This window comes from Paramylibacter ulvae, assembly GCF_014652655.1.
Classification (GTDB): Bacteria; Pseudomonadota; Alphaproteobacteria; order Rhodobacterales; family Rhodobacteraceae; genus Amylibacter; species Amylibacter ulvae.
In genome coordinates, this window is sequence record NZ_BMZF01000001.1 from 319317 (window position 1) to 339250 (window position 19934).

At 48.7% G+C, this 19934-nt stretch carries 19 protein-coding genes; 9 read left to right on the forward strand and 10 right to left on the reverse strand.

Annotated elements, in window-relative coordinates; genetic code table 11:
• The first annotated feature begins 51 nt into the window (after positions 1-51).
• Positions 52-1305: a tyrosine--tRNA ligase gene (tyrS, locus tag IE094_RS01600; protein ID WP_189638818.1), complete on the forward strand. Its 1254-nt coding sequence runs from the start codon at positions 52-54 to the stop codon at positions 1303-1305.
• Between the two features lie 86 nt (positions 1306-1391).
• Here tyrS and IE094_RS01605 read toward each other — a convergent pair whose 3' ends face one another.
• The 7 genes from IE094_RS01605 to IE094_RS01635 form a co-directional block, all read right to left on the reverse strand.
• Positions 1392-2354 (reverse strand): DUF3179 domain-containing protein, encoded by a 963-nt coding sequence (locus IE094_RS01605; protein WP_189638819.1) that lies wholly within the window; start codon positions 2352-2354, stop codon positions 1392-1394.
• A gap of 88 nt (positions 2355-2442) precedes the next feature.
• Positions 2443-2976: a peptidylprolyl isomerase gene (locus tag IE094_RS01610; protein ID WP_229802050.1), complete on the reverse strand. Its 534-nt coding sequence runs from the start codon at positions 2974-2976 to the stop codon at positions 2443-2445.
• A 38-nt stretch (positions 2977-3014) separates the two neighbouring features.
• Positions 3015-3521 (reverse strand): peptidylprolyl isomerase, encoded by a 507-nt coding sequence (locus tag IE094_RS01615; RefSeq protein ID WP_189638821.1) that lies wholly within the window; start codon positions 3519-3521, stop codon positions 3015-3017.
• A gap of 67 nt (positions 3522-3588) precedes the next feature.
• Entirely contained in the window at positions 3589-4083 is a 495-nt protein-coding gene (coaD, locus tag IE094_RS01620; RefSeq protein WP_189638822.1) for a pantetheine-phosphate adenylyltransferase, read from the reverse strand.
• A gap of 66 nt (positions 4084-4149) precedes the next feature.
• Positions 4150-4584 (reverse strand): CBS domain-containing protein, encoded by a 435-nt coding sequence (locus IE094_RS01625; protein WP_189638823.1) that lies wholly within the window; start codon positions 4582-4584, stop codon positions 4150-4152.
• A gap of 75 nt (positions 4585-4659) precedes the next feature.
• Positions 4660-7518 (reverse strand): excinuclease ABC subunit UvrA, encoded by a 2859-nt coding sequence (uvrA, locus tag IE094_RS01630; RefSeq protein WP_189638824.1) that lies wholly within the window; start codon positions 7516-7518, stop codon positions 4660-4662.
• A gap of 181 nt (positions 7519-7699) precedes the next feature.
• Positions 7700-8260, reverse strand: coding sequence for a lytic transglycosylase domain-containing protein (locus tag IE094_RS01635; RefSeq protein ID WP_189638825.1), 561 nt, complete (start codon positions 8258-8260; stop codon positions 7700-7702).
• Positions 8261-8439: 179 nt separating this feature from the next.
• On the opposite strand from IE094_RS01635, the gene ssb reads away from it, so the two are divergent.
• The 7 genes from ssb (at position 8440) to gluQRS (ending at position 16533) form a co-directional block, all read left to right on the forward strand.
• Positions 8440-8925: a single-stranded DNA-binding protein gene (gene ssb / locus IE094_RS01640; protein ID WP_308429184.1), complete on the forward strand. Its 486-nt coding sequence runs from the start codon at positions 8440-8442 to the stop codon at positions 8923-8925.
• 106 nt (positions 8926-9031) lie between these two features.
• A complete protein-coding gene (locus tag IE094_RS01645) occupies positions 9032-9895 on the forward strand; it encodes a tellurite resistance TerB family protein (RefSeq protein ID WP_189638826.1) in 864 nt (287 codons plus the stop codon).
• A 212-nt stretch (positions 9896-10107) separates the two neighbouring features.
• Complete coding sequence (gene gyrA / locus IE094_RS01650; protein ID WP_189638827.1) at positions 10108-12858, forward strand: DNA gyrase subunit A; 2751 nt, start codon at positions 10108-10110, stop codon at positions 12856-12858.
• 105 nt (positions 12859-12963) lie between these two features.
• Positions 12964-13341, forward strand: coding sequence for a DoxX family protein (locus IE094_RS01655; protein WP_189638828.1), 378 nt, complete (start codon positions 12964-12966; stop codon positions 13339-13341).
• Between the two features lie 158 nt (positions 13342-13499).
• Positions 13500-14213 carry a hypothetical protein gene (locus IE094_RS01660; protein WP_189638829.1) on the forward strand — a complete coding sequence of 238 codons (714 nt, stop codon included), beginning with the start codon at positions 13500-13502 and terminating at the stop codon, positions 14211-14213.
• 83 nt (positions 14214-14296) lie between these two features.
• The gene (gene trmFO / locus IE094_RS01665) at positions 14297-15643 is read left to right on the forward strand and encodes a methylenetetrahydrofolate--tRNA-(uracil(54)-C(5))-methyltransferase (FADH(2)-oxidizing) TrmFO (RefSeq protein ID WP_189638830.1); all 1347 of its coding nucleotides are present in this window, start codon (positions 14297-14299) and stop codon (positions 15641-15643) included.
• 23 nt (positions 15644-15666) lie between these two features.
• Positions 15667-16533, forward strand: a complete 867-nt coding sequence (gene gluQRS / locus IE094_RS01670; protein ID WP_189638831.1) for a tRNA glutamyl-Q(34) synthetase GluQRS — start codon at positions 15667-15669, stop codon at positions 16531-16533.
• Between the two features lie 50 nt (positions 16534-16583).
• Here the strand turns inward: gluQRS and hisI are convergent, their stop codons facing one another.
• Positions 16584-16952 (reverse strand): phosphoribosyl-AMP cyclohydrolase, encoded by a 369-nt coding sequence (gene hisI / locus IE094_RS01675; protein WP_189639412.1) that lies wholly within the window; start codon positions 16950-16952, stop codon positions 16584-16586.
• 77 nt (positions 16953-17029) lie between these two features.
• Here hisI and IE094_RS01680 point away from each other — a divergent pair, with 77 nt between their 5' ends.
• A complete protein-coding gene (locus tag IE094_RS01680; protein ID WP_189638832.1) occupies positions 17030-17485 on the forward strand; it encodes an iron-sulfur cluster assembly scaffold protein in 456 nt (151 codons plus the stop codon).
• A 114-nt stretch (positions 17486-17599) separates the two neighbouring features.
• On the opposite strand, the gene IE094_RS15580 is transcribed toward IE094_RS01680, so the two are convergent.
• Both IE094_RS15580 and recG read right to left on the reverse strand, forming a co-directional pair.
• Entirely contained in the window at positions 17600-17722 is a 123-nt protein-coding gene (locus IE094_RS15580; RefSeq protein ID WP_268247196.1) for a hypothetical protein, read from the reverse strand.
• A gap of 118 nt (positions 17723-17840) precedes the next feature.
• On the reverse strand, positions 17841-19931 hold the full coding sequence (gene recG / locus IE094_RS01685) for an ATP-dependent DNA helicase RecG (RefSeq protein WP_189638833.1): 2091 nt from the start codon (positions 19929-19931) through the stop codon (positions 17841-17843).
• Between the last annotated feature and the right edge of the window lie 3 nt (positions 19932-19934).

A 19934-nucleotide genomic window follows, 5' to 3' on the forward strand; every position in this document is an offset into this window, starting at 1 on the left:
CAATAAACCCGTTATACGAAGCGAAGACAGAATTAAAAAGGATCAATACCGATGACATACAAGCCCAAATCAGAGTTTCTGCAAGTGATGCAGCAACGGGGCTTCTTGCAGGACTGCACAGACCTACAGGGGCTCGATGAACGCCTACTTGAAGGTCCACTTGCAACCTATATCGGGTATGATGCCACGGCGAAATCTTTGCACGTGGGGCATCTGTTGAACATCATGATGTTGCGCTGGTTGCAAAAAACCGGCCACAAGCCAATCACCCTGATGGGTGGTGGCACGACCAAGGTGGGCGATCCGTCGTTTCGCGCCGATGAACGCCCGCTTTTGGATAACGCAGCGATTGATGCCAATATTGATGGTATGAAACAAGTGTTCGCCAAGTACCTGTCATACGGTGATGGTGAAACCGACGCGGTGATGCTGAACAATGCGGAATGGCTCGATAATCTTAATTACCTCGAATTTCTGCGCGATATTGGCAAATTCTTTTCGGTCAATCGCATGCTTAGCTTTGAAAGCGTGAAATCACGTCTTGATCGCGATCAATCGCTCAGCTTTCTTGAATTCAACTACATGATCCTACAGGCCTATGATTTCTTGGAATTGAACCGCCGCTATGATTGCGCATTGCAAATGGGTGGTTCGGATCAATGGGGTAATATCGTTAACGGTATCGACCTTACCCGTCGTATCAACAAAAACCAAGTGTTCGGACTCACATCACCACTATTGACCAAGGCGGATGGAACCAAAATGGGTAAATCCGCGAATGGCGCGGTATGGCTTAATGCGGAACTGCTCAGCCCGTATGAATTTTGGCAATTCTGGCGCAACACGCTTGATGCGGATGTGGCGAAATTTCTCAAACTATTCACTGAATTATCGGTTGAGGAATGCGAGCGTCTTGGCACGCTTGATGGTGCAGAAATCAACGCGGCGAAAATCATTCTCGCAAACGAGGTCACGGCTCTTTGTCACGGCGAAGACGCCGCGAAAAACGCAGAAAACACCGCACGCGAAGTTTTTGAAAAAGGTGGTGTTGGTGATGATCTGCCGACATTGGAACTCAACAGCGACGAAATCGGTGACGGTATTAGCTTTGCACAAACTTTGGTTCGCGCGGGTCTTGCCCCTTCTGGCAAAGAAGCAAAACGCATTATCCAAGGCGGCGGTGCGCGTCTGAATGATGAAGCCGTGAATGACATTGGCCTGATGCTCACCGTTGATGACATCGCCAAAACACCAAAAATTTCATCCAGCAAGAAAAAGCACGCCTTGGTCAAACTCCAAGGCTAAAATTCCATTTTGTCTAAATATCCAAAAACACGCTTGGCCCTTGGGCCAAGCTTATCATAATGATCGCAATCGCGATCTCATTTTGCTCAGTTTCCTAACATCCATTTTCCATCTGGATGAAACGCATGAAATGCAAAGGCAAAACCAACATCATGCACGACATTGCCCCCCGATGATTGATCTGTGACCCGCACCGATCCAACATCGCGCCCCTTTGCAATTTCTCTGGTGTCGAGCGCTGATGCCATGCCAGCATCCCATTCAATTACAATGCCCCGCTCAACAATGCGCCCTTCTTTGCGCACCCGCTGAAGCGGCCATGCTGCCTGCTCCACCACAACAACGCGCTCCAACGGGTTAATCCCATGCGGTGGGTTTTCGCCACGATACAAAAACGGCGTGCCCGTGTCATATCCCGCATATGGGTTTGAACCATATGAACGGTTGTGTTTTGGCGACGACATCACCAAACCGTCTGGATGTTCGTTCAGATATGCGCCCCAGCTTACTGTATAGCTCGGCAGTTTTGTCAGCTTCTTGCCAACCATTTCTCCGACGATCGCATCACCCGTAAATTGCTGCCACCAGCTCTCGGTTTGGCGATCATACATGATCATATCAGAATTGCGTAACAACCCAGATACGCCCAATTCATATTCGACCTGATCCAATCGGCGATCAAACACCACACCCGAATTACAAAGCGGGCAAAACGTTACCGCAATTGGCACATCACCAACCCGATCATTCACGATTTCATGCCACATCAAATATCGAACGGGATAGGCACGAACCACCTGCCCTGCGACATGAACAACCATTACTGGTTCTGGGTTTCTCAATTCGCGTTCATCGCTGTTTGCCACCATCACCGGGTCGGTAATCGCTGGAATACCGTCCTTGCCAGGGCCACCGTCCAAGATGGTGTCAAAATCAACGATGGTTTTGCCAAAATCCGTGTTTTTCCACGCCATTTTCCAAAACCGCACATCCGCCATCGCCGCAGATGCGAACGCCAGACAAACCAATGCAAATAGGGTTTTTTTCATGATGCCTCCGTTAACGAAGGCTAGGCGAAATCACGGCATCTGAATAGTGCGTCTCACCAAAAGGTGAAGGCCCGTCAGGGCCCTCAAATCAATTATCCGATTTTACATAAACACGTTTCATGTAATCGGGATCATCCAACGCACCCGTTTGTGCGTGCCCTTTTTTGATCCCATCAACCACATCTTGGCCTTCGATAACGCGACCAAAAACAGTGTATTGTTCATTCAAAAATTCACCATCGGCGAACATAATGAAAAACTGTGAATTAGCAGAGTCAGGTTCAGATGATCGCGCCATGCCAACCACACCGCGCAAAAACGGTTCTTTGGAAAATTCGGCTGGCAAATCCTCATAGTTCGATCCACCTGAACCCGCATAACGTGGAATGAAACCTTCTAGGTTTCCGTGCGTTACATCGCCCGTTTGCGCCATGAAACCATCAATCACGCGGTGAAACACCACGCCGTCATATGATCCTTCGCGCGCCAGTTTTTTGATACGCTCAACATGTTCAGGGGCGATTTCAGGCAACAGTTCGATTTCGATAATACCTGTACTGGCACCATCAAGTTCGATCACTAATGTGTTTTCAGGTGTTGCGGCAAATGCCCCAACACCCATCAACACGGATGATACAACTGCGAAAAACAGATTGCGCATTACATATCCGCCGCAACGCGTACCGTTACCATGCGATCAGGGCTCGCTGGTGGCTCGCCACGTGTGATTGCATCAACATGTTCCATGCCAGATGTTACACGGCCATAAACGGTGTATTGACCATTTAAGAAATGATTGTCGCCAAAGTTGATGAAAAACTGTGAATTTGCAGAATTCGGGTTCGCTGAACGCGCCGCGCCCAATGTCCCACGATCATGAGGCAATTTTGAAAATTCCGCTGGTAAATCTGGCAATTCAGAACCACCCGTACCCGCACGCCCGATGTCGAAATTGTCTTCCATGTTGCCGTTTGCGACGTCGCCCGTTTGCGCCATGAAGCCGTCTATCACACGGTGGAATGCAACATTGTCGTATTTGCCTGCGCGTGCCAATTCTTTCATGCGCGCGCTGTGCAATGGTGCAACATCTGGCAACAGTTCAATATGAACTTCGCCGCCAGCAAGGGTCATTACGATTGTGTTTTCTGGATCTTTAAAGTCTGCCAAGATGGCCTCCGTTTTCTAAATTTCGGCGCACCCTACGACAGGCAGATCAAAGAGAAAAGCCAAAGCCCTATTTTTTTGCGAATTTTTCGATCAAAGCATTTTGAACGCCTTTGGTGACAAACGGCGAAACATCGCCACCAAGACGTGCAATTTCTTTGACAAGGCGTGATGCGACGGCTTGGTGTTTCGCCTCTGCCATCAAAAATACGGTTTCGATTTCATCATTCATTGCACGGTTCATTCCAACCAATTGGAATTCATATTCAAAATCTGAAACCGCACGCAGACCGCGAATAATCACATTCGCGCCCACCTCTTGGGCCATATCGATCAACAGATTTTCGAAAGGCACAACCAGAATTTCGGTGGATCCCTTGTCGATCTTGCTCATGTTGCGTTCGATCATTTCAACGCGCTCTTCCAAGGAAAACAACGGCCCCTTGTCGCGATTGATCGCAACACCGATTACCAAACGATCAACCAGCGTACATGCGCGTTTAATAATATCAATGTGACCAACCGTAATTGGATCAAATGTCCCTGGATACAGACCAATACGCATGGCAATTCCCCCCATATTTTTGTTGGGCGCAGGTTGACCCTATGCTGACGCGAACGTCAAGTTGATTTAGTGCCCTGTGATCATATTGATCATAGCGGAATTTTCGGATTCAACTTCGTTCAGGCGCGCTTTGACCACGTCACCTATGGAAATCAAACCAATCAACTTGTCGTCTTCGATCACGGGCAGATGGCGAAACCGTCCTTCGGTCATCATTTTTAACGCATGCTCTGCGGTATCTTTTAGGGAACAATGTTTGATGTCAGCAGTCATAATATCCGCAACATTCAGAGAAAAACAATCAATACCGCGTTTTCCGACCTCGCGGATAATGTCGCGCTCAGAAATGATCCCATCGGCGGTGTGCCCATCGCTACTGACAACCAGTGCACCGATACGGTGCGCGGACAAATCGGATATCGCATCGCGCACTGATTGACCTTTGTCAATTGTTAGAACACCGTCTTTGGCTTTGGACGTTAAAATTTGGCTGATCAGCATGCATGTTTCTCCTGTTGATATTAATCAACTTATAGCAGAAAAAACACGCTAGGTCATTAAAAACGCGCAAAACTCTTATGCTTTGCGTTTGATTGCCGTGTTCAACATTTGATCCAGATAATAACCTGTATAACTGCCCTTGACCGACGCCACATCTTCGGGTGTGCCGGTGGCAACGATTGTGCCACCACCATCGCCGCCCTCGGGGCCAATGTCGATGATATGATCGGCGGTTTTAATCACATCCAGATTATGTTCGATCACAATTACCGTGTTGCCCTGATCGACCAATTCATGCAGCACCTCTAACAGTTTGCGCACATCTTCGAAATGTAGCCCCGTTGTTGGTTCATCAAGAATATATAACGTGCGCCCCGTGGATCGTTTCGACAATTCTTTGGACAATTTCACGCGTTGTGCTTCGCCGCCCGACAATGTCGTCGCTTGTTGTCCGACCTTGATATAGCCAAGTCCAACACGCATCAGCGCCGTCATTTTATCGCGAATACTTGGCACGGCTTGGAAAAACTGTTCGGCGTCTTCCACGGTCATATCAAGCACATCTGCGATGCTTTTGCCCTTGAACAACACCTCTAGCGTTTCGCGGTTATATCGTTTGCCACGACAGGTTTCGCATTCAACATAAACGTCTGGCAAAAAGTGCATCTCAATCTTGATCACACCATCGCCTTGGCACGCCTCGCAACGCCCACCTTTGACGTTAAAGCTAAACCGACCAGGTTTGTAGCCACGGGTTTTTGCCTCTGGCAATCCAGCAAACCATTCACGAATGGGCGTGAACGCACCCGTATATGTGGCAGGGTTTGATCGTGGTGTGCGCCCAATCGCGCGTTGATCAATATCAATCACCTTGTCCAGATAGGTAAGCCCGCGAATTTCATCGCAATGTGCCGGCGTTTGTTTAGCGCCGTTTAATCGCATGGATGCGGTTTTGAACAACGTTTCAATGGTCAGTGTCGATTTCCCACCGCCAGACACCCCCGTAACACAGGTGAACGTTCCAAGGGGAAAGCTGGCATCAATCCCTTTTAGATTATTGCCCGTGGCGTTGGTGACAGTGATTTCTTTGCCATTCCCCTTGCGCCGATCAACAGGGATCGCGATTTCACGCGCGCCTGTTAAATACTGCCCCGTTATTGATTTTTTGCTTTTGATAATCTGGGCTGGCGTACCCTTGGCGATGATCTCACCGCCATGCACGCCCGCACCTGGGCCAATATCCAAAACATAATCGGCGGTGCGGATCGCCTCTTCGTCATGTTCCACCACAATCACGGTATTGCCCTGATCGCGCAAATTTTTGAGCGTTTCCAACAGGCGATCATTATCGCGTTGGTGCAGGCCGATGGATGGCTCATCCAACACATATAATACACCTGTAAGCCCAGACCCAATCTGGCTCGCCAGCCGAATACGCTGGCTTTCGCCACCTGAAAGCGTGCCAGAATTACGTGACAATGTCAGATAATCCAAACCCACATTCACCAAAAACCCAAGCCGTTCGCGGATTTCTTTTAAAATTGCCTTGGCAATTTCATTTTTCTGATTGGTCAGGGTTGCTGGTGCATCTTCGACCCATTTCAATGCTTCTTTGATCGAAAACTGAACAACCTGCCCTACGTGAATATCGGCGATTTTTACTGCGCGGGCTTCTTCTCGCAACCGATAGCCATCACAGGCGCCACAGTGGCGGTTGTTTTGGTATCGTTCAAATTCTTCGCGAATCCAATTGCTATCGGTTTCGCGGTAACGACGTTCCATGTTGGGGATTACGCCTTCAAACGCGCGGGTTACCTCGTATACACGGCCGCCCTCGTCATAACGGAATTTGATTTCATCCTTGCCCGAACCATAGAGCATGATTTTTTGCACATGTGGTGGCAGATCACGCCATGCCGCGTCTTTGTAAAATCCATAATGATCGGCGATTGCCTCTATCGTTTGACGAAAATATGGGGATTTTCCCTTGGCCCACGGCGCCAATGCCCCATCGTATAACGATATGGATGGATCTGGCACAACCAAACGCTCGTCAAAGAACAACTCAACACCAAGCCCGTCACATTCAGGACACGCACCAAAGGGTGCGTTAAATGAAAACAACCGTGGTTCGATTTCCGCGATTGTGAAACCGCTGACCGGACAGGAAAAATTTTCGGAAAACGTGATGCGTTCGGGTTCGCCGTCACTTGGCGCTGTCTCTAAAATCGCGATCCCTTCGGCCAGATCAAGAGCGGTGCGCAAACTGTCGGCCAAACGCGTTTCCAAGCCCCCCTTGATAACGATCCGATCAACCACAACATCAATATTATGGCGGAATTTTTTATCGAGCGTTGGCGCATCGTCCAGCTCGTAAAATTCACCGTCCACCTTAACCCGCTGAAAGCCTTGCTTCTTAAGCTCTTGAAATTCCTTGCGATATTCGCCCTTGCGATCACGCACAATCGGCGCGAGCAAATAGGCACGCATGCCCTCTTCCATGCCCATCACGCGATCCACCATTTCGGACACTTGCTGTGCCTCGATCGGTAAACCAGTTGTTGGCGAATACGGCGTGCCAACGCGGGCAAATAAAAGGCGCAGATAATCGTAAATCTCGGTCACGGTGCCAACGGTGGAACGAGGATTTTTCGACGTTGTTTTTTGCTCAATCGAAATCGCCGGTGACAGCCCCGCGATATGATCAACATCGGGTTTTTGCATCATATCAAGGAATTGGCGCGCATATGCGGACAGGGATTCAACATATCGACGCTGACCCTCGGCATAGATTGTATCGAATGCAAGTGACGATTTCCCAGACCCAGACAGCCCCGTAATCACCACCAATTTGTCGCGTGGAATATCCACATCAAAGTTTTTGAGGTTATGTTCCCGCGCACCGCGAATTTCGATGTTTTTTAGCTCTGCCATTTGCCTGCCTTTGATACCTGTGCGACCTGTAAATCAACACGTATAAGATGGCAATGAAACACGCGGAACACAAGTAGAACATTAAAAATTGTTAATACTTAGCAATTTCATACAAACTCGGCACGAGTAAAAGATGAACTACTGCCGACAGTCAGTTGTAATTAAACGATTAAATGTAAACTTAGTGACCCATAATTTTTTTAACGTAATTACGTGTTTCACGATATGGCGGGATGCCTGAATATTTTTCCACGGCACCTGGCCCCGCGTTATACGCAGCCAATGCCAAACGCCACGATCCAAATTTGCGATACTGCTGTTTTAAATAACGCGCCCCGCCGTCTAGGTTTTCTTTGGGATCGCGCGGGTTTACACCCAATGTTTTGGCCGTAAACGGCATCAATTGCGCCAAACCAACCGCGCCAGCATGTGATTTGGCACGGGGGTTCCAATTGCTTTCTTGTTGAACAAGCCGATTAAACAGATCAACGGGAATACCATGCTTGCGCGCCGCCGCCTCTGCCATCGGTTTATACATGCCGCGATATTTGCCGCGATAGCTTGGGATCGTTTCATAATTGATCTTGGTGGAATTGGGCAAAAGACGGGCTGAATTGTTGTACTGTTTCGATAAACGCTTATCAATCAATAACTTATGCTTTTCCGACAGACCAGTAGCCGACCCAGATATGGGCAAGATAGACACGGATACAACAGTCGCAACTAAGTTTCGCAAAATCATAAAAGAATCTTTTTTCAGCCTCGCAATTGCAAAACATATACGGCTAAAACGCACCCAATACTAGTATTTGATGAAATGCCTGTCTGCATTAGTGGAATTTTTACGTTTTGATCATTGGTTCATTGTTGGCTAAACGCTATGGTTAATAACGTATTTGGATTCGCACGAGGGATGAAATTATGGCTGGATCATTGAACAAAGTAATGCTTATCGGCAATTTGGGCGCCGACCCAGAGGTGCGCACATTCCAAAATGGGAACAAAGTATGCAATTTGCGTATCGCGACATCGGAAAATTGGCGTGACAAAAGCACAGGCGAGCGTCGTGAAAAAACCGAATGGCACACCGTGTCGGTATTCAGCGAAGGTTTGGTGCGCGTGTGCGAACAATACCTGCGCAAAGGCAGCAAAGTATTCGTAGAAGGCCAATTGCAGACCCGTAAATGGCAAGACCAATCAGGCAATGACCGCTATTCAACAGAGGTGGTTTTGCAAGGATTCAACGGCACTTTAACCATGCTGGACGGACGTTCGGGCGATGGTGGCGGCGGCCAAGGTGGCGGTGGCGGCTATGGCCAGCAAGACCCAATGTCTGGCGGTTCAGGCGGCGGTTACAGCGCCCCTGCATCATCAAACAACGATATGGATGATGAAATTCCGTTCTAGACCCGATAAAACACGAATTAATCAAAGGCTCCTTTTCAGGAGCCTTTTTTATTGATTGTTAATCCAGTGCATGTGAGGGTTTCAAAAATTAATTCAGGGGGAATTTATGATTTTAAACAAATTATTCACCGCATTGATTACGAGTGCGGCACTATTTTCATTATCCACAACATTTGCAGAGGCACGACGCGGCGCATCCATACACACCGATTATTCGATGGAACATGTTCAGGACATCGATTCTGCAAAACTAGGCACTACAGATGAATTATCTCTTTGTGCTGTTGTGCAACAAAAATCCATCTTGGGTTTTGCCAATTTTTGGCGCAGCAAAGACCAACATGTATTTGCGAAAAACCGTTGTGATACAGATAGCTACAACAGCTTTGACGCGGAACAATTTGCAAAGTTTCAAGAAGACGGTGTTATTGATGGTACGCTTGCGTACAAACCCAAAATGTCGATCAAAGACTACTTCAGCGGTTTTTGGGTATTATGGGTAATTGGCGGTTTCGTTCTGTTCGCCATTTGGAAAAAAATTCAAAGTATGAAGTTGGCGCGTGCACGTCGTGGTGCGCTTGGTGATGTGACCCCTGTTGCAGAAAAAATCGTATTTGCGATGGCCGCTGCGGCCAAAGCGGATGGGCGCATTGACGAAGCAGAGGTGAAACAAATCCACGAAATCGCCAATAAAATGGCAGATGATCCCATCTCCATGGAAAACGTGCGTGCAGTGATCGCCAACACCCCCAACAAAATGACAGAGGCCGATTTTAAATCCATTGCAAATGGTTTGCGCGCAGCCGATCGCAACCTGACCGTTACCGCCGTTTTAAACGTCGTTGCGGCGGATGGTGAATTGGATGAAAAGGAAAAACATTTCCTGGGTCAGCTTTGTAGTGGGTTGGGCGTTAACGAGGAAAATTTTGCCTCACTTTGGATGGATTTCGTTTCCACACGCGCATCCTAAAATATATCCAAAAAACAAATCTAAACGCCACGGATATATCGTGGCGTTTTTGTGTTTAATATCAATCGACTAATGCCTTGACCAGATACTTCATTCGCGTGATGTGAATTTCGCGAAACGTAACAGAATTAAAACCACAAATCATTGCGGTTAATGGGAATGTCTGATACAAATTCACACAACATATAGAAAAGCAAAACAGGCGATAATCCGTGAGCGACGAAACAGATATTCCACAGGACGACACCCCTGAAAAACCAGTCTTTGATGGGCCAAATATTTCCATCGAAGAGGAAATGAAAACTTCCTACCTGGATTACGCGATGAGCGTGATTGTCAGCCGCGCAATTCCCGATTTGCGCGATGGTTTAAAACCTGTTCACCGCCGTATTTTGTATGCGATGCATAAAAACGGTTATACCCACAATAAATCCTATCGTAAGGCGGCGAAATCCGTCGGTGACGTGATGGGTAGCTTTCATCCACACGGTGACAGCGCGATTTACGACGCGCTTGTGCGTATGGCTCAGGATTTCTCTATGTCCCTGCCCCTTATCGATGGTCAGGGTAACTTTGGCTCGATGGATGGCGATAACGCGGCGGCGATGCGTTACACAGAGGCGCGTCTTGATAAACCAACCGAATTTCTGTTGGAAGATATCGACAAAGACACGGTTAATTTCCAAGATAACTATGACGGTAAGGAACGTGAACCCACGGTTCTGCCTGCGCGTTACCCAAATATGCTGGTCAACGGCGCTGGTGGTATCGCGGTGGGCATGGCAACGAACATTCCGCCACATAACCTTGGCGAGGTAATTGATGCGACACTTGCGTTGATCGAAGATCCAGACATGGACAGTTCACGCTTGATGCAATTCGTCCCTGCTCCTGATTTTCCAACGGGTGGTATCATTTTGGGGCGTTCTGGTGCGGCCAAAGCCTATACCGAGGGACGCGGCAGCGTGATCATCCGCGCCAAAACCCGTGTGGAAGAAATCCGCAAGGATCGTTACGCGATTATCGTTGATGAAATCCCATATCAGGTGAACAAGGCGACAATGATCGAAAAAATCGCGGAATTATCCCGTGATAAAAAAATCGAAGGTATCGCCCATGTCCAAGACGAATCCGATCGTGTTGGCGTGCGTGTAGTTGTTGAGCTGAAACGCGATGCAACGGCAGAGGTGGTGTTGAACCAACTGTTCCGCTTTACCCCGCTGCAAACGTCGTTTGGCTGTAACATGCTGGCGCTTAATGGTGGGCGCCCTGAACAGTTGACGCTGTTTAAATTCCTGGATTATTTCATCAGTTTCCGCGAAGAAGTCGTGGCGCGCCGCACCGCATTTGAATTGCGCAAAGCACGCGAGCGCAGCCACATCCTTTGCGGTTTGGCTGTGGCCGTTACCAATGTCGATGAAATCGTTCAAACAATTCGAAGCTCGAACGATCCAGCCGAAGCGCGCGAAAAATTGATGACACGCCGCTGGCCTGCCCAAGACATCGCGCAATATATCAAGCTGATTGATGACCCAAGCCATACCATGAATGATGATGGCACATATAACCTGTCGGAAGTTCAAGCGCGTGCAATCCTTGAACTGCGTTTGCAACGTCTAACGGCGATTGGTGTGCAAGAAGTCACGGATGAATTGCAAGAACTGTCGGGCAAGATCACAGATTATCTAGATATCTTGCGTTCGCGCGAACGGATCATGGCGATCATTTCTGACGAGCTTCGCGAAGTTAAGGAAAAATTTGCGGTTCCACGGCGCACAGAAATCGTTGACTGGTCTGGTGACATGGACGACGAGGATCTGATCGAGAAAGAGGACATGGTCGTGACCATCACCAATGGTGGCTATATCAAACGCACAAACTTGACCGATTTCCGTGCGCAAGCACGCGGTGGCAAGGGCATTCAAGGCATGTCGACCAAGGATGATGATTTTGTGTCTAACATGTTTGTGGCCAATACCCACACTGCCCTGTTGTTCTTTACCACCGACGGCATGGTTTACACGTTGAAAACATGGCGCTTGCCGCTTGCGGGGCGTAATGCCAAGGGCAAGGCGATCGTGAACCTGTTGCCAATCCAACAAGGTGTTTCCATTGCCGCATTGATGCCCATTGATGTGCCAGAGGATGAATGGGGTAACATGCACATCGTGTTTGCCACATCCGATGGTGGTGTGCGCCGCAATGCGCTGTCTGATTTCACCAATGTGAAAGCAAACGGCAAAATCGCGATGAAACTGTCCGAGGGCGTTTCAATCGTGAATGTGCGCATCGCGACGGAATCTGATGATTTCCTACTGACCACCGCATTGGGCAAGGCAATTCGTTTCCCCATCACCGATGTACGCGTGTTTAAGGGACGCGATTCATCTGGTGTTCGTGGTATTCGATTGGCTGATGGCGACAATGTCGTATCCATGGCCGTAATACGCCACGTTGATGCAACCGCGGATGAACGCAACGCCTATTTCAAACAACGCCGTGCGTTGACGGGCGAAGATGGCGGTGAGGTTTCGGGCGATGCTGGTGAACTTTCAACAGAACGCTACGACGAATTGGCCGCGATGGAAGATTGGATTTTGACCATCACCGCTGGTGGATTTGGCAAACGATCATCTGCACATGAATATCGCGTGTCTGGTCGTGGCGGCATGGGTGTTGCGGCGGCCAACCTGTCGCGTCGTGATGATAAAATCGTAGCGGCATTCACCGTGGAAGACGAGGATCAGATCATGCTTGCCACATCCACGGGTCAATCAATCCGCTGTCCTGTTTCAGGCATTTCTCGCCAAGGACGTTCATCATCTGGTGTCACAGTGTTTAACACCAAAGCCGGGGAAAAAGTTGTTTCCGTTGCCTATATCGCAGAAACTGGCGAAGAAGACGTGATTGATGGCGATGTTGCCGAAACACCAACAGAACCAGATCAAACGGCGGGGGAATAACCCCGGCGATTGTTGCCTATTTGTGAACAGTTTGTGTATTCATAATCCTTTGGTTTGTTTCGGTAATTGCGATAGCAAGCGCAAAACAAACCAAAGGAAATACACATGACCACTCCATTTGATAAATACGCACATCCCGCTGGCCGCATCCTACTCGGGCTTTTATTCGCCTTTGCAGGTTTTGGAAAAATCACAACCTTGGGTGCCGCTGGTTTTGGTGGCTACATTGAAACACAAATGCCTGGTATGGGATTTTTGGCATGGCCGGTGATGCTGTTTGAATTGCTGGGTGGGATCGCCATCTTTGTCGGATTTCAAACGCGCCTGATCGCCATTGCACTCGCCGCATTTTGTGTCGTCACGGGCGCATTGTATCACGGCGTTGCCGATATGAACGGCATGTTGAAAAACATCGCATTAGCTGGTGGATTTTTGATCTTATACGCAAAAGGTGCTGGCGGTTTTTCTGTCGATAAATCTTAAAACATCTTGCGAAATGCGAGTTCACTGCTCGCATTTCGCCTATAAATTGTTGTAAATATGCACCCGAAACTGTGTGCACATCGCGCATGTTTATTTTTCATTGCGACTCAGTTTACGTGATGGCACTGAGCCAATCATAATCAATTGGACTAGAAAAAATGAACAAAACAACTTTCCTCTCAGTTGCTTCAATCGCTTTGGCAACAACATCATTCACTCAGGCTGCTGAGCTTTCTTTCGCATCTATCGGTATCAAAAAAGACGGTATGGGTGGCGCGCTTGACGATGCTGGCATCAATGTAACCGTTTTGGATCTTGCCGCTGGCTTGCGTCATGAATCATATTTGGGCGAACTGTCACACAAAGCGACTCGTTTGTCTGCTGGTGGTGTATCTGAAACAATTGGCCGCACACAGTTGGCATTGGGTTTTGCAATCAGCGAAGAATTCCAAACTGGTTTGTATTTCGCAAACACTGATCTTGATGAATTCGTGGGCGACGACGTTACCGAATACGGCATCATCACTGGCTTTGATAACAACAAATACAACGCCAAATTCCAACTTGGTGCGGCAAGTGCGTTCGACGAAGACTTGGTAGTTTTGGGGCTGGAAGCTGGCTACACATTCAACTTTGGTCTGAACGCGACTGCAAAATTTGCATCTTTGGACGGCGACGTAGAAGTTTACGGTATCGATCTGGGTTATGACATTGCAAACACAGGTTTGACATTGGAAGCAGGCGTAACACGTCTTTCAGCAGAGGGCGACAGCTCCACATCAACATTCGTTGGCGTAAAATACAACTTTGGCCCAAGCAATGAAAAATTCGCACCTATCGCGGCATTTACCGATATTCTTGGCGCGATTTGATCGCTGAACAAAGTTTATAAATATTCAAAGGGGTCGCGTCGCGGCCCCTTTTCTTTTGCGTGGCACTGGCATAAACCGCGCCTATGACAAAACCTATTCATATCATCGGCGGCGGGATGGCCGGATCAGAGGCCGCGTGGCAAATCGTTAACGCTGGCATTCCTGTAATCATTCACGAAATGCGGGGCAAAGTGGAAACCTTTGCCCATCAAACCACAGACCTTGCGGAAATGGTGTGTTCCAATTCGTTTCGCTCGGATGATGATGAATCCAACGCGGTTGGGTTGCTTCATTGGGAAATGCGTGCGGCCAACAGCTTGATCATGGAAATGGGCGATGCACATGCCTTGCCCGCGGGTTCCGCGCTGGCAGTTGATCGTGATGCGTTTTCTGCCGCCGTGACAAAACGTTTAACCAACCATCCGCTCGTGACGATCGAACGCGATGAAATCACCCAGATTCCAAGCGATGAATGGGGGCAAACCATCATCGCAACTGGCCCGTTGACTTCTCAATCGCTTGCCGCGTCAATTTTGGATCAAACGGATCAGGCTTCACTGGCATTTTTCGATGCAATCGCGCCGATTGTTTACGCTGACAGCATTGATATGTCCAAGGCATGGATGCAATCGCGCTATGACAAGGGCGATACCGAAGAAGAGCGCACCGCGTATCTGAATTGCCCGATGGACAAAGAAACCTATGAGGCGTTTATTGATGCCCTGCTTGCATCAGAAAAGACCGAATTTAAAGATTGGGAAAAAGACACGCCGTATTTTGACGGCTGCCTCCCGATCGAAGTGATGGCGGAACGTGGGCGCGAAACGCTTCGCTTTGGCCCGATGAAACCTGTTGGCCTGACCAACCCACACCAACCCGATGTCAAGGCGTATGCCGTTGTGCAATTGCGCCGCGATAATGCGCTTGGCACGCTGTTTAATATCGTCGGCTTTCAAACCAAAATGAAATACGCCGAACAGGCGCGCGTTTTATCGATGATACCTGGGCTGGAAAACGCCAAATTCGCACGCCTTGGCGGCATTCATCGCAACACATTCATTAATTCGCCCACATTGCTCGATGATCAGATGCGCCTGAAATCACGTCCGAATATTCGTTTTGCGGGGCAAATTACAGGTGTTGAAGGTTACGTTGAAAGTGCGGCGATGGGATTGCTCGCTGGGCGTTTGGCTGTGGCAGAGGCGATGGGTAAACCGATGCAATCTCCGCAAAACACCACTGCGATGGGCGCGTTGATTACGCACATCACGGGCGGTGCGGATGCCAAAACATTCCAACCAATGAACGTAAATTTTGGTTTGTTTCCACCCGTTGACAATGTCAAAGGCGGGCGGCGCAATCGCGCAACCAGATACAAGGAATATACAGATCGCGCCAAGACCGATTGGACAGCATGGTTGCAGTCATAATCACCGCGCTCTAGGCTCGCGCCATGATTATTCGCGAACGATTTGCCCCATCACCAACGGGGCTCTTGCATCTTGGCCACGCATTTTCCGCACTCACCGCATATGATGCGGCGTGGCGCGCTGGCGGCGAATTCGTCTTGCGCATTGAGGATATCGACCAGCCACGCTGTAAACCCGAATTCGAGTCAGCAATATATGACGATCTCGCATGGCTTGGCATCACGTGGGAAACGCCCGTAATGCGCCAATCAGAACGCACCAATGCCTATCAAAACGCAATTCAAACGCTTTGGGATCGTGGTTTGCTGTATGCCTGTGATTGCACACGCAAAGACATCGCCATCGCCTCCGCCCCGCAAGAGGATGGCGAACCGTTGATTGGCCCCGATGGTATTGTTTATCCTGGTACCTGTCGCAACAAACACCGCCACGAAACCTCTAAAAATGTTGCACTTCGACTGAACATGGCGCGCGCCATTGAAACACTGAACAAAACCCAATTCACGTTCAATGAACTTGAGCACAGCACAAACAACGAAATCAAAGCTATCCAGTTTGACGCCAATGAGCTCTTAACTAAAATCGGTGACATCGTGTTGGCGCGTAAAGACATTGCAACAAGCTATCATCTGGCCGTCGTGCTTGATGACCATGCGCAAAACATCACACATGTAACCCGCGGCAACGATCTGTTCGAAGCGACAAAAATCCATATCTTGCTGCAAGAATTACTGGGTTTGAATACGCCAACCTATCGCCACCATCGCTTGATCCGCGACGAAAATGGCAAGCGGTTGGCGAAACGATATGATGCGATGGCCATTCAAACCTATCGCAAAAACGGCGTCACCCAGACAATGATACGGGAGATGTTTGAAACGAACGCGTAATCTCCATTTTGTTCAAATATCCAATCACACCGTTCACCAACAAATCCGCCTTACGATTCCATCGGTGAAATCAGTTCAACCTCTTGCCCGTTGGTGACATCGGTATAAAAACAATGACGGCGCATGGTGTGGCACGCTGCTCCCACTTGATCAATCAACATCAAAATACAATCGCGATCACAATCGATACGCAATGATTTCAAAACTTGCGTATGACCAGACGTTGCCCCCTTGCGCCATAACTCTTGGCGTGACCGCGACCAATAGGTTACTTGTTTTGTTTCCAAAGTCGCCTTTAATGCATCACGGTTCATCCATGCCATCATCAACACTTCACCCGTGTCGTGTTGCTGTGCGATGGCAGGTATCAGCCCTGCGTCATCAAATTTAAGTGTTTCAATGTCAAATTCCGCCGCCATAACCGCCCTCGTGCTTTTCAATTTCGTTTTCACCCTCTAGTTAGGGTTTAGTGACCCCAACTGCAAAGCAAATTCACATGTCTGATACAACTGATCTTATCAAGCTTTATTCAAAACGCATTCTTGCGCTCGCGGCTTCGATTCCGCACACCACGCCGTTGGAAACCCCGATGGGGAGCGCGAAAAAACGATCTCCGCTTTGTGGATCAAACATCCAAGTGGCGCTTAATGTCAAAGACGGCGTTGTGACCGAATTTTCCCAAGACGTCAAAGCATGCGCATTAGGGCAAGCATCGGCATCGGTTGTCGGCAGCAATATCATTGGTCGCACACGCGGTGAAATTGAAACAGGGCGCGACCAACTGTTTGCAATGCTCACCAAAGACGGCCCTGTCCCAGATGCCCCATTTGATGAATTGATTGTATTGGAATCCGCCAAAGATTACCGCAATCGCCACGCATCGATCATGCTTGCGTTTGATACAACGCTTGTTGCGTTCGACGATGCAACGACCCAATCCCAAAACGCATAAAAAAACCGCGCTTGGGTAAACCAAGCGCGGCAAGTAATGTCGGCCAATGCCAAGATCAGATGATCTCACCTCCGAGGTAAAAGAGGTTGGGACAGACCGCAGGCGGAAACTGATTTACAAAACTGCTGGCAGGTTCAATCCAACAACAACGATAACAAAAAGTGCCGCGAAACCGATGTAATCTTCGGTAGCGCTGTCGGGATTGCGTGTCATAACTGCATAGATAGACTTTAACATGTGATATTCCTGCCGTTTCTAAGTTTTGTTTACTCTTTGTTCCAGAATATTTACCTCTTGTAAAGAATAAAAAGAGAACAAAAGAGAACAAAGTGACATTTTATAAATCACCTCAATGCTAACCTATTGATATTAAACGAATAGCCTTTTCACGTTCCATCAAATACAGAAGCACCCTTACCGCCTGTCCACGCTCGGTTTCCAATGTTGGGTCTGTCGTCATTAACAATCTAGCATCGTCAAACGCGATTTTCATCAGATCCGATTGTAACTCGATGTCCGCGATCTTAAACTTCGGAAGCCCTGATTGCTGTACCCCCAATACATCCCCAGCGCCGCGTAATTTTAAATCCATTTCCGCAATTTCAAACCCGTCTTCGGTTTGTCGCATGGTTTCAAGCCGCTTTTTCGCATTGGCCCCAAGTGGTCCAGCATAAAGTAACAAGCAGCTTGATTTTTCTGATCCACGCCCAACCCTGCCCCGCAATTGGTGCAATTGTGCCAGCCCAAATTTTTCAGCTTGTTCGATCACCATGATTGACGCATTGGGGATATTCACGCCAACTTCGATCACCGTGGTGGCGACCAGCACCTTGGTTTTCCCTGCAACGAAATCTGCCATTGCTGCATCTTTTTGTGCCGCGGGCATCTGCCCATGAACCAACCCCACATTTTCATCGCCAAGCGCCACACGCAGCGATCTATATCGTTCCTCGGCGGCGGTCCAATCCGTTACTTCACTCTCGCCAACCAAGGGGCACACCCAATATGCTTGTTTGCCATCAGCGGTCGCTTGTTTCAATCGATCAACTATTTGATCAAGGCGTGAATTATTGACCAAAACCGTTTCAACAGGTTTACGCCCAGCTGGTTTTTCATCCAAGATGGACACGTCCATGTCGCCAAAATTTGCCAATGCCAACGATCGCGGTATGGGCGTTGCTGTCATGACCAGAATATCAACGGCCGCACCTTTTGCACCCAAATCCATACGCTGACGCACGCCAAATCGATGCTGTTCATCTATGATAGCAAGACGCAGCGCACCAAACTCCACATCTTTTTGAAACACCGCATGTGTCCCCAGTAAAATTTGAATTTTACCTGCTGCAAGCGCTGCGAGTTTTGCGCTGCGCTCCTTGCCCTTGTCCCGCCCAGTTAAAATTTCCATAACAATGCCCGATTGTTCGGCCAATGGTTGCAAGCTCTCTAAATGTTGCCGCGCGAGTATTTCTGTTGGTGCCATCATCACCGCCTGTGCACCAGATTCCACAACCCCCGCCATCGCCAAAAACGCAACCAGCGTTTTTCCCGAACCAACATCGCCTTGCAACAATCGGTTCATTCGATAGGGTTCGCCCATATCGCCCAATATCTCAGACACCGCGCGCCGCTGCGCGTTTGTTGGCGTAAATGCAAGTGATTTCAATATTTTATCCTGCAACACTCCAGTGGATTTTGTGACCTTTCCCTTTGCGCGGCGCAGTTTTTGACGTGCCAGAGCCAGGGTTACCTGATGTGCGTATAATTCATCATAGGCTAGCCGCGCACGCGCAGGTCCCATGGGTGAAAAATCCGCACCCGTTTTAGGCGCATGGGCAATACGAACCGCATCTGCCCAGCTTGGCCAATTATGTTTTTGCGCCAATGATGGCAAAATCCATTCGGGCAAATGCGTTACACGTTCAAGCGCGCTCGCAACCGATTTTTGCATGGTTTTTTGTGTAACACCCGCCGTTAATGGGTAAATCGGTTCGTGTTGTGGGATCTCATTCACCCCAGCAACGGGCACGATATAATCGGGATGAACCATATTCGCGATTGAATCGAACATTTCAACCTTGCCCGAAACAATCCGCCGCTGTCCTGTTGGCAATTGTTCACGCAACCAATCGGCGCGAGCGTGGAAAAACACCAATTGAAAACTGGTTTTAGCATCCTGTACCGTCACACGATATGGCCGCCCCTTTACCGAGTTTGGTTTGTGCTCCCCGATCAATACCTCCACCGTTACGATGGATGGGAATACGCCACCTTGGATTGTTTCACGCGGCTCACGGTTCACTATCGACTGGGGTAACGTGAAAATCAGATCCTTGGGGCGCTCAATCCCCATCTTTTCCAAATTTTGCGCGGTTTTTGGCCCCACACCGTTCAAACCTGTCATTGCAGTGAAAAATGGAAACAGAATTTCGGGGCGCGTGTTCATCGT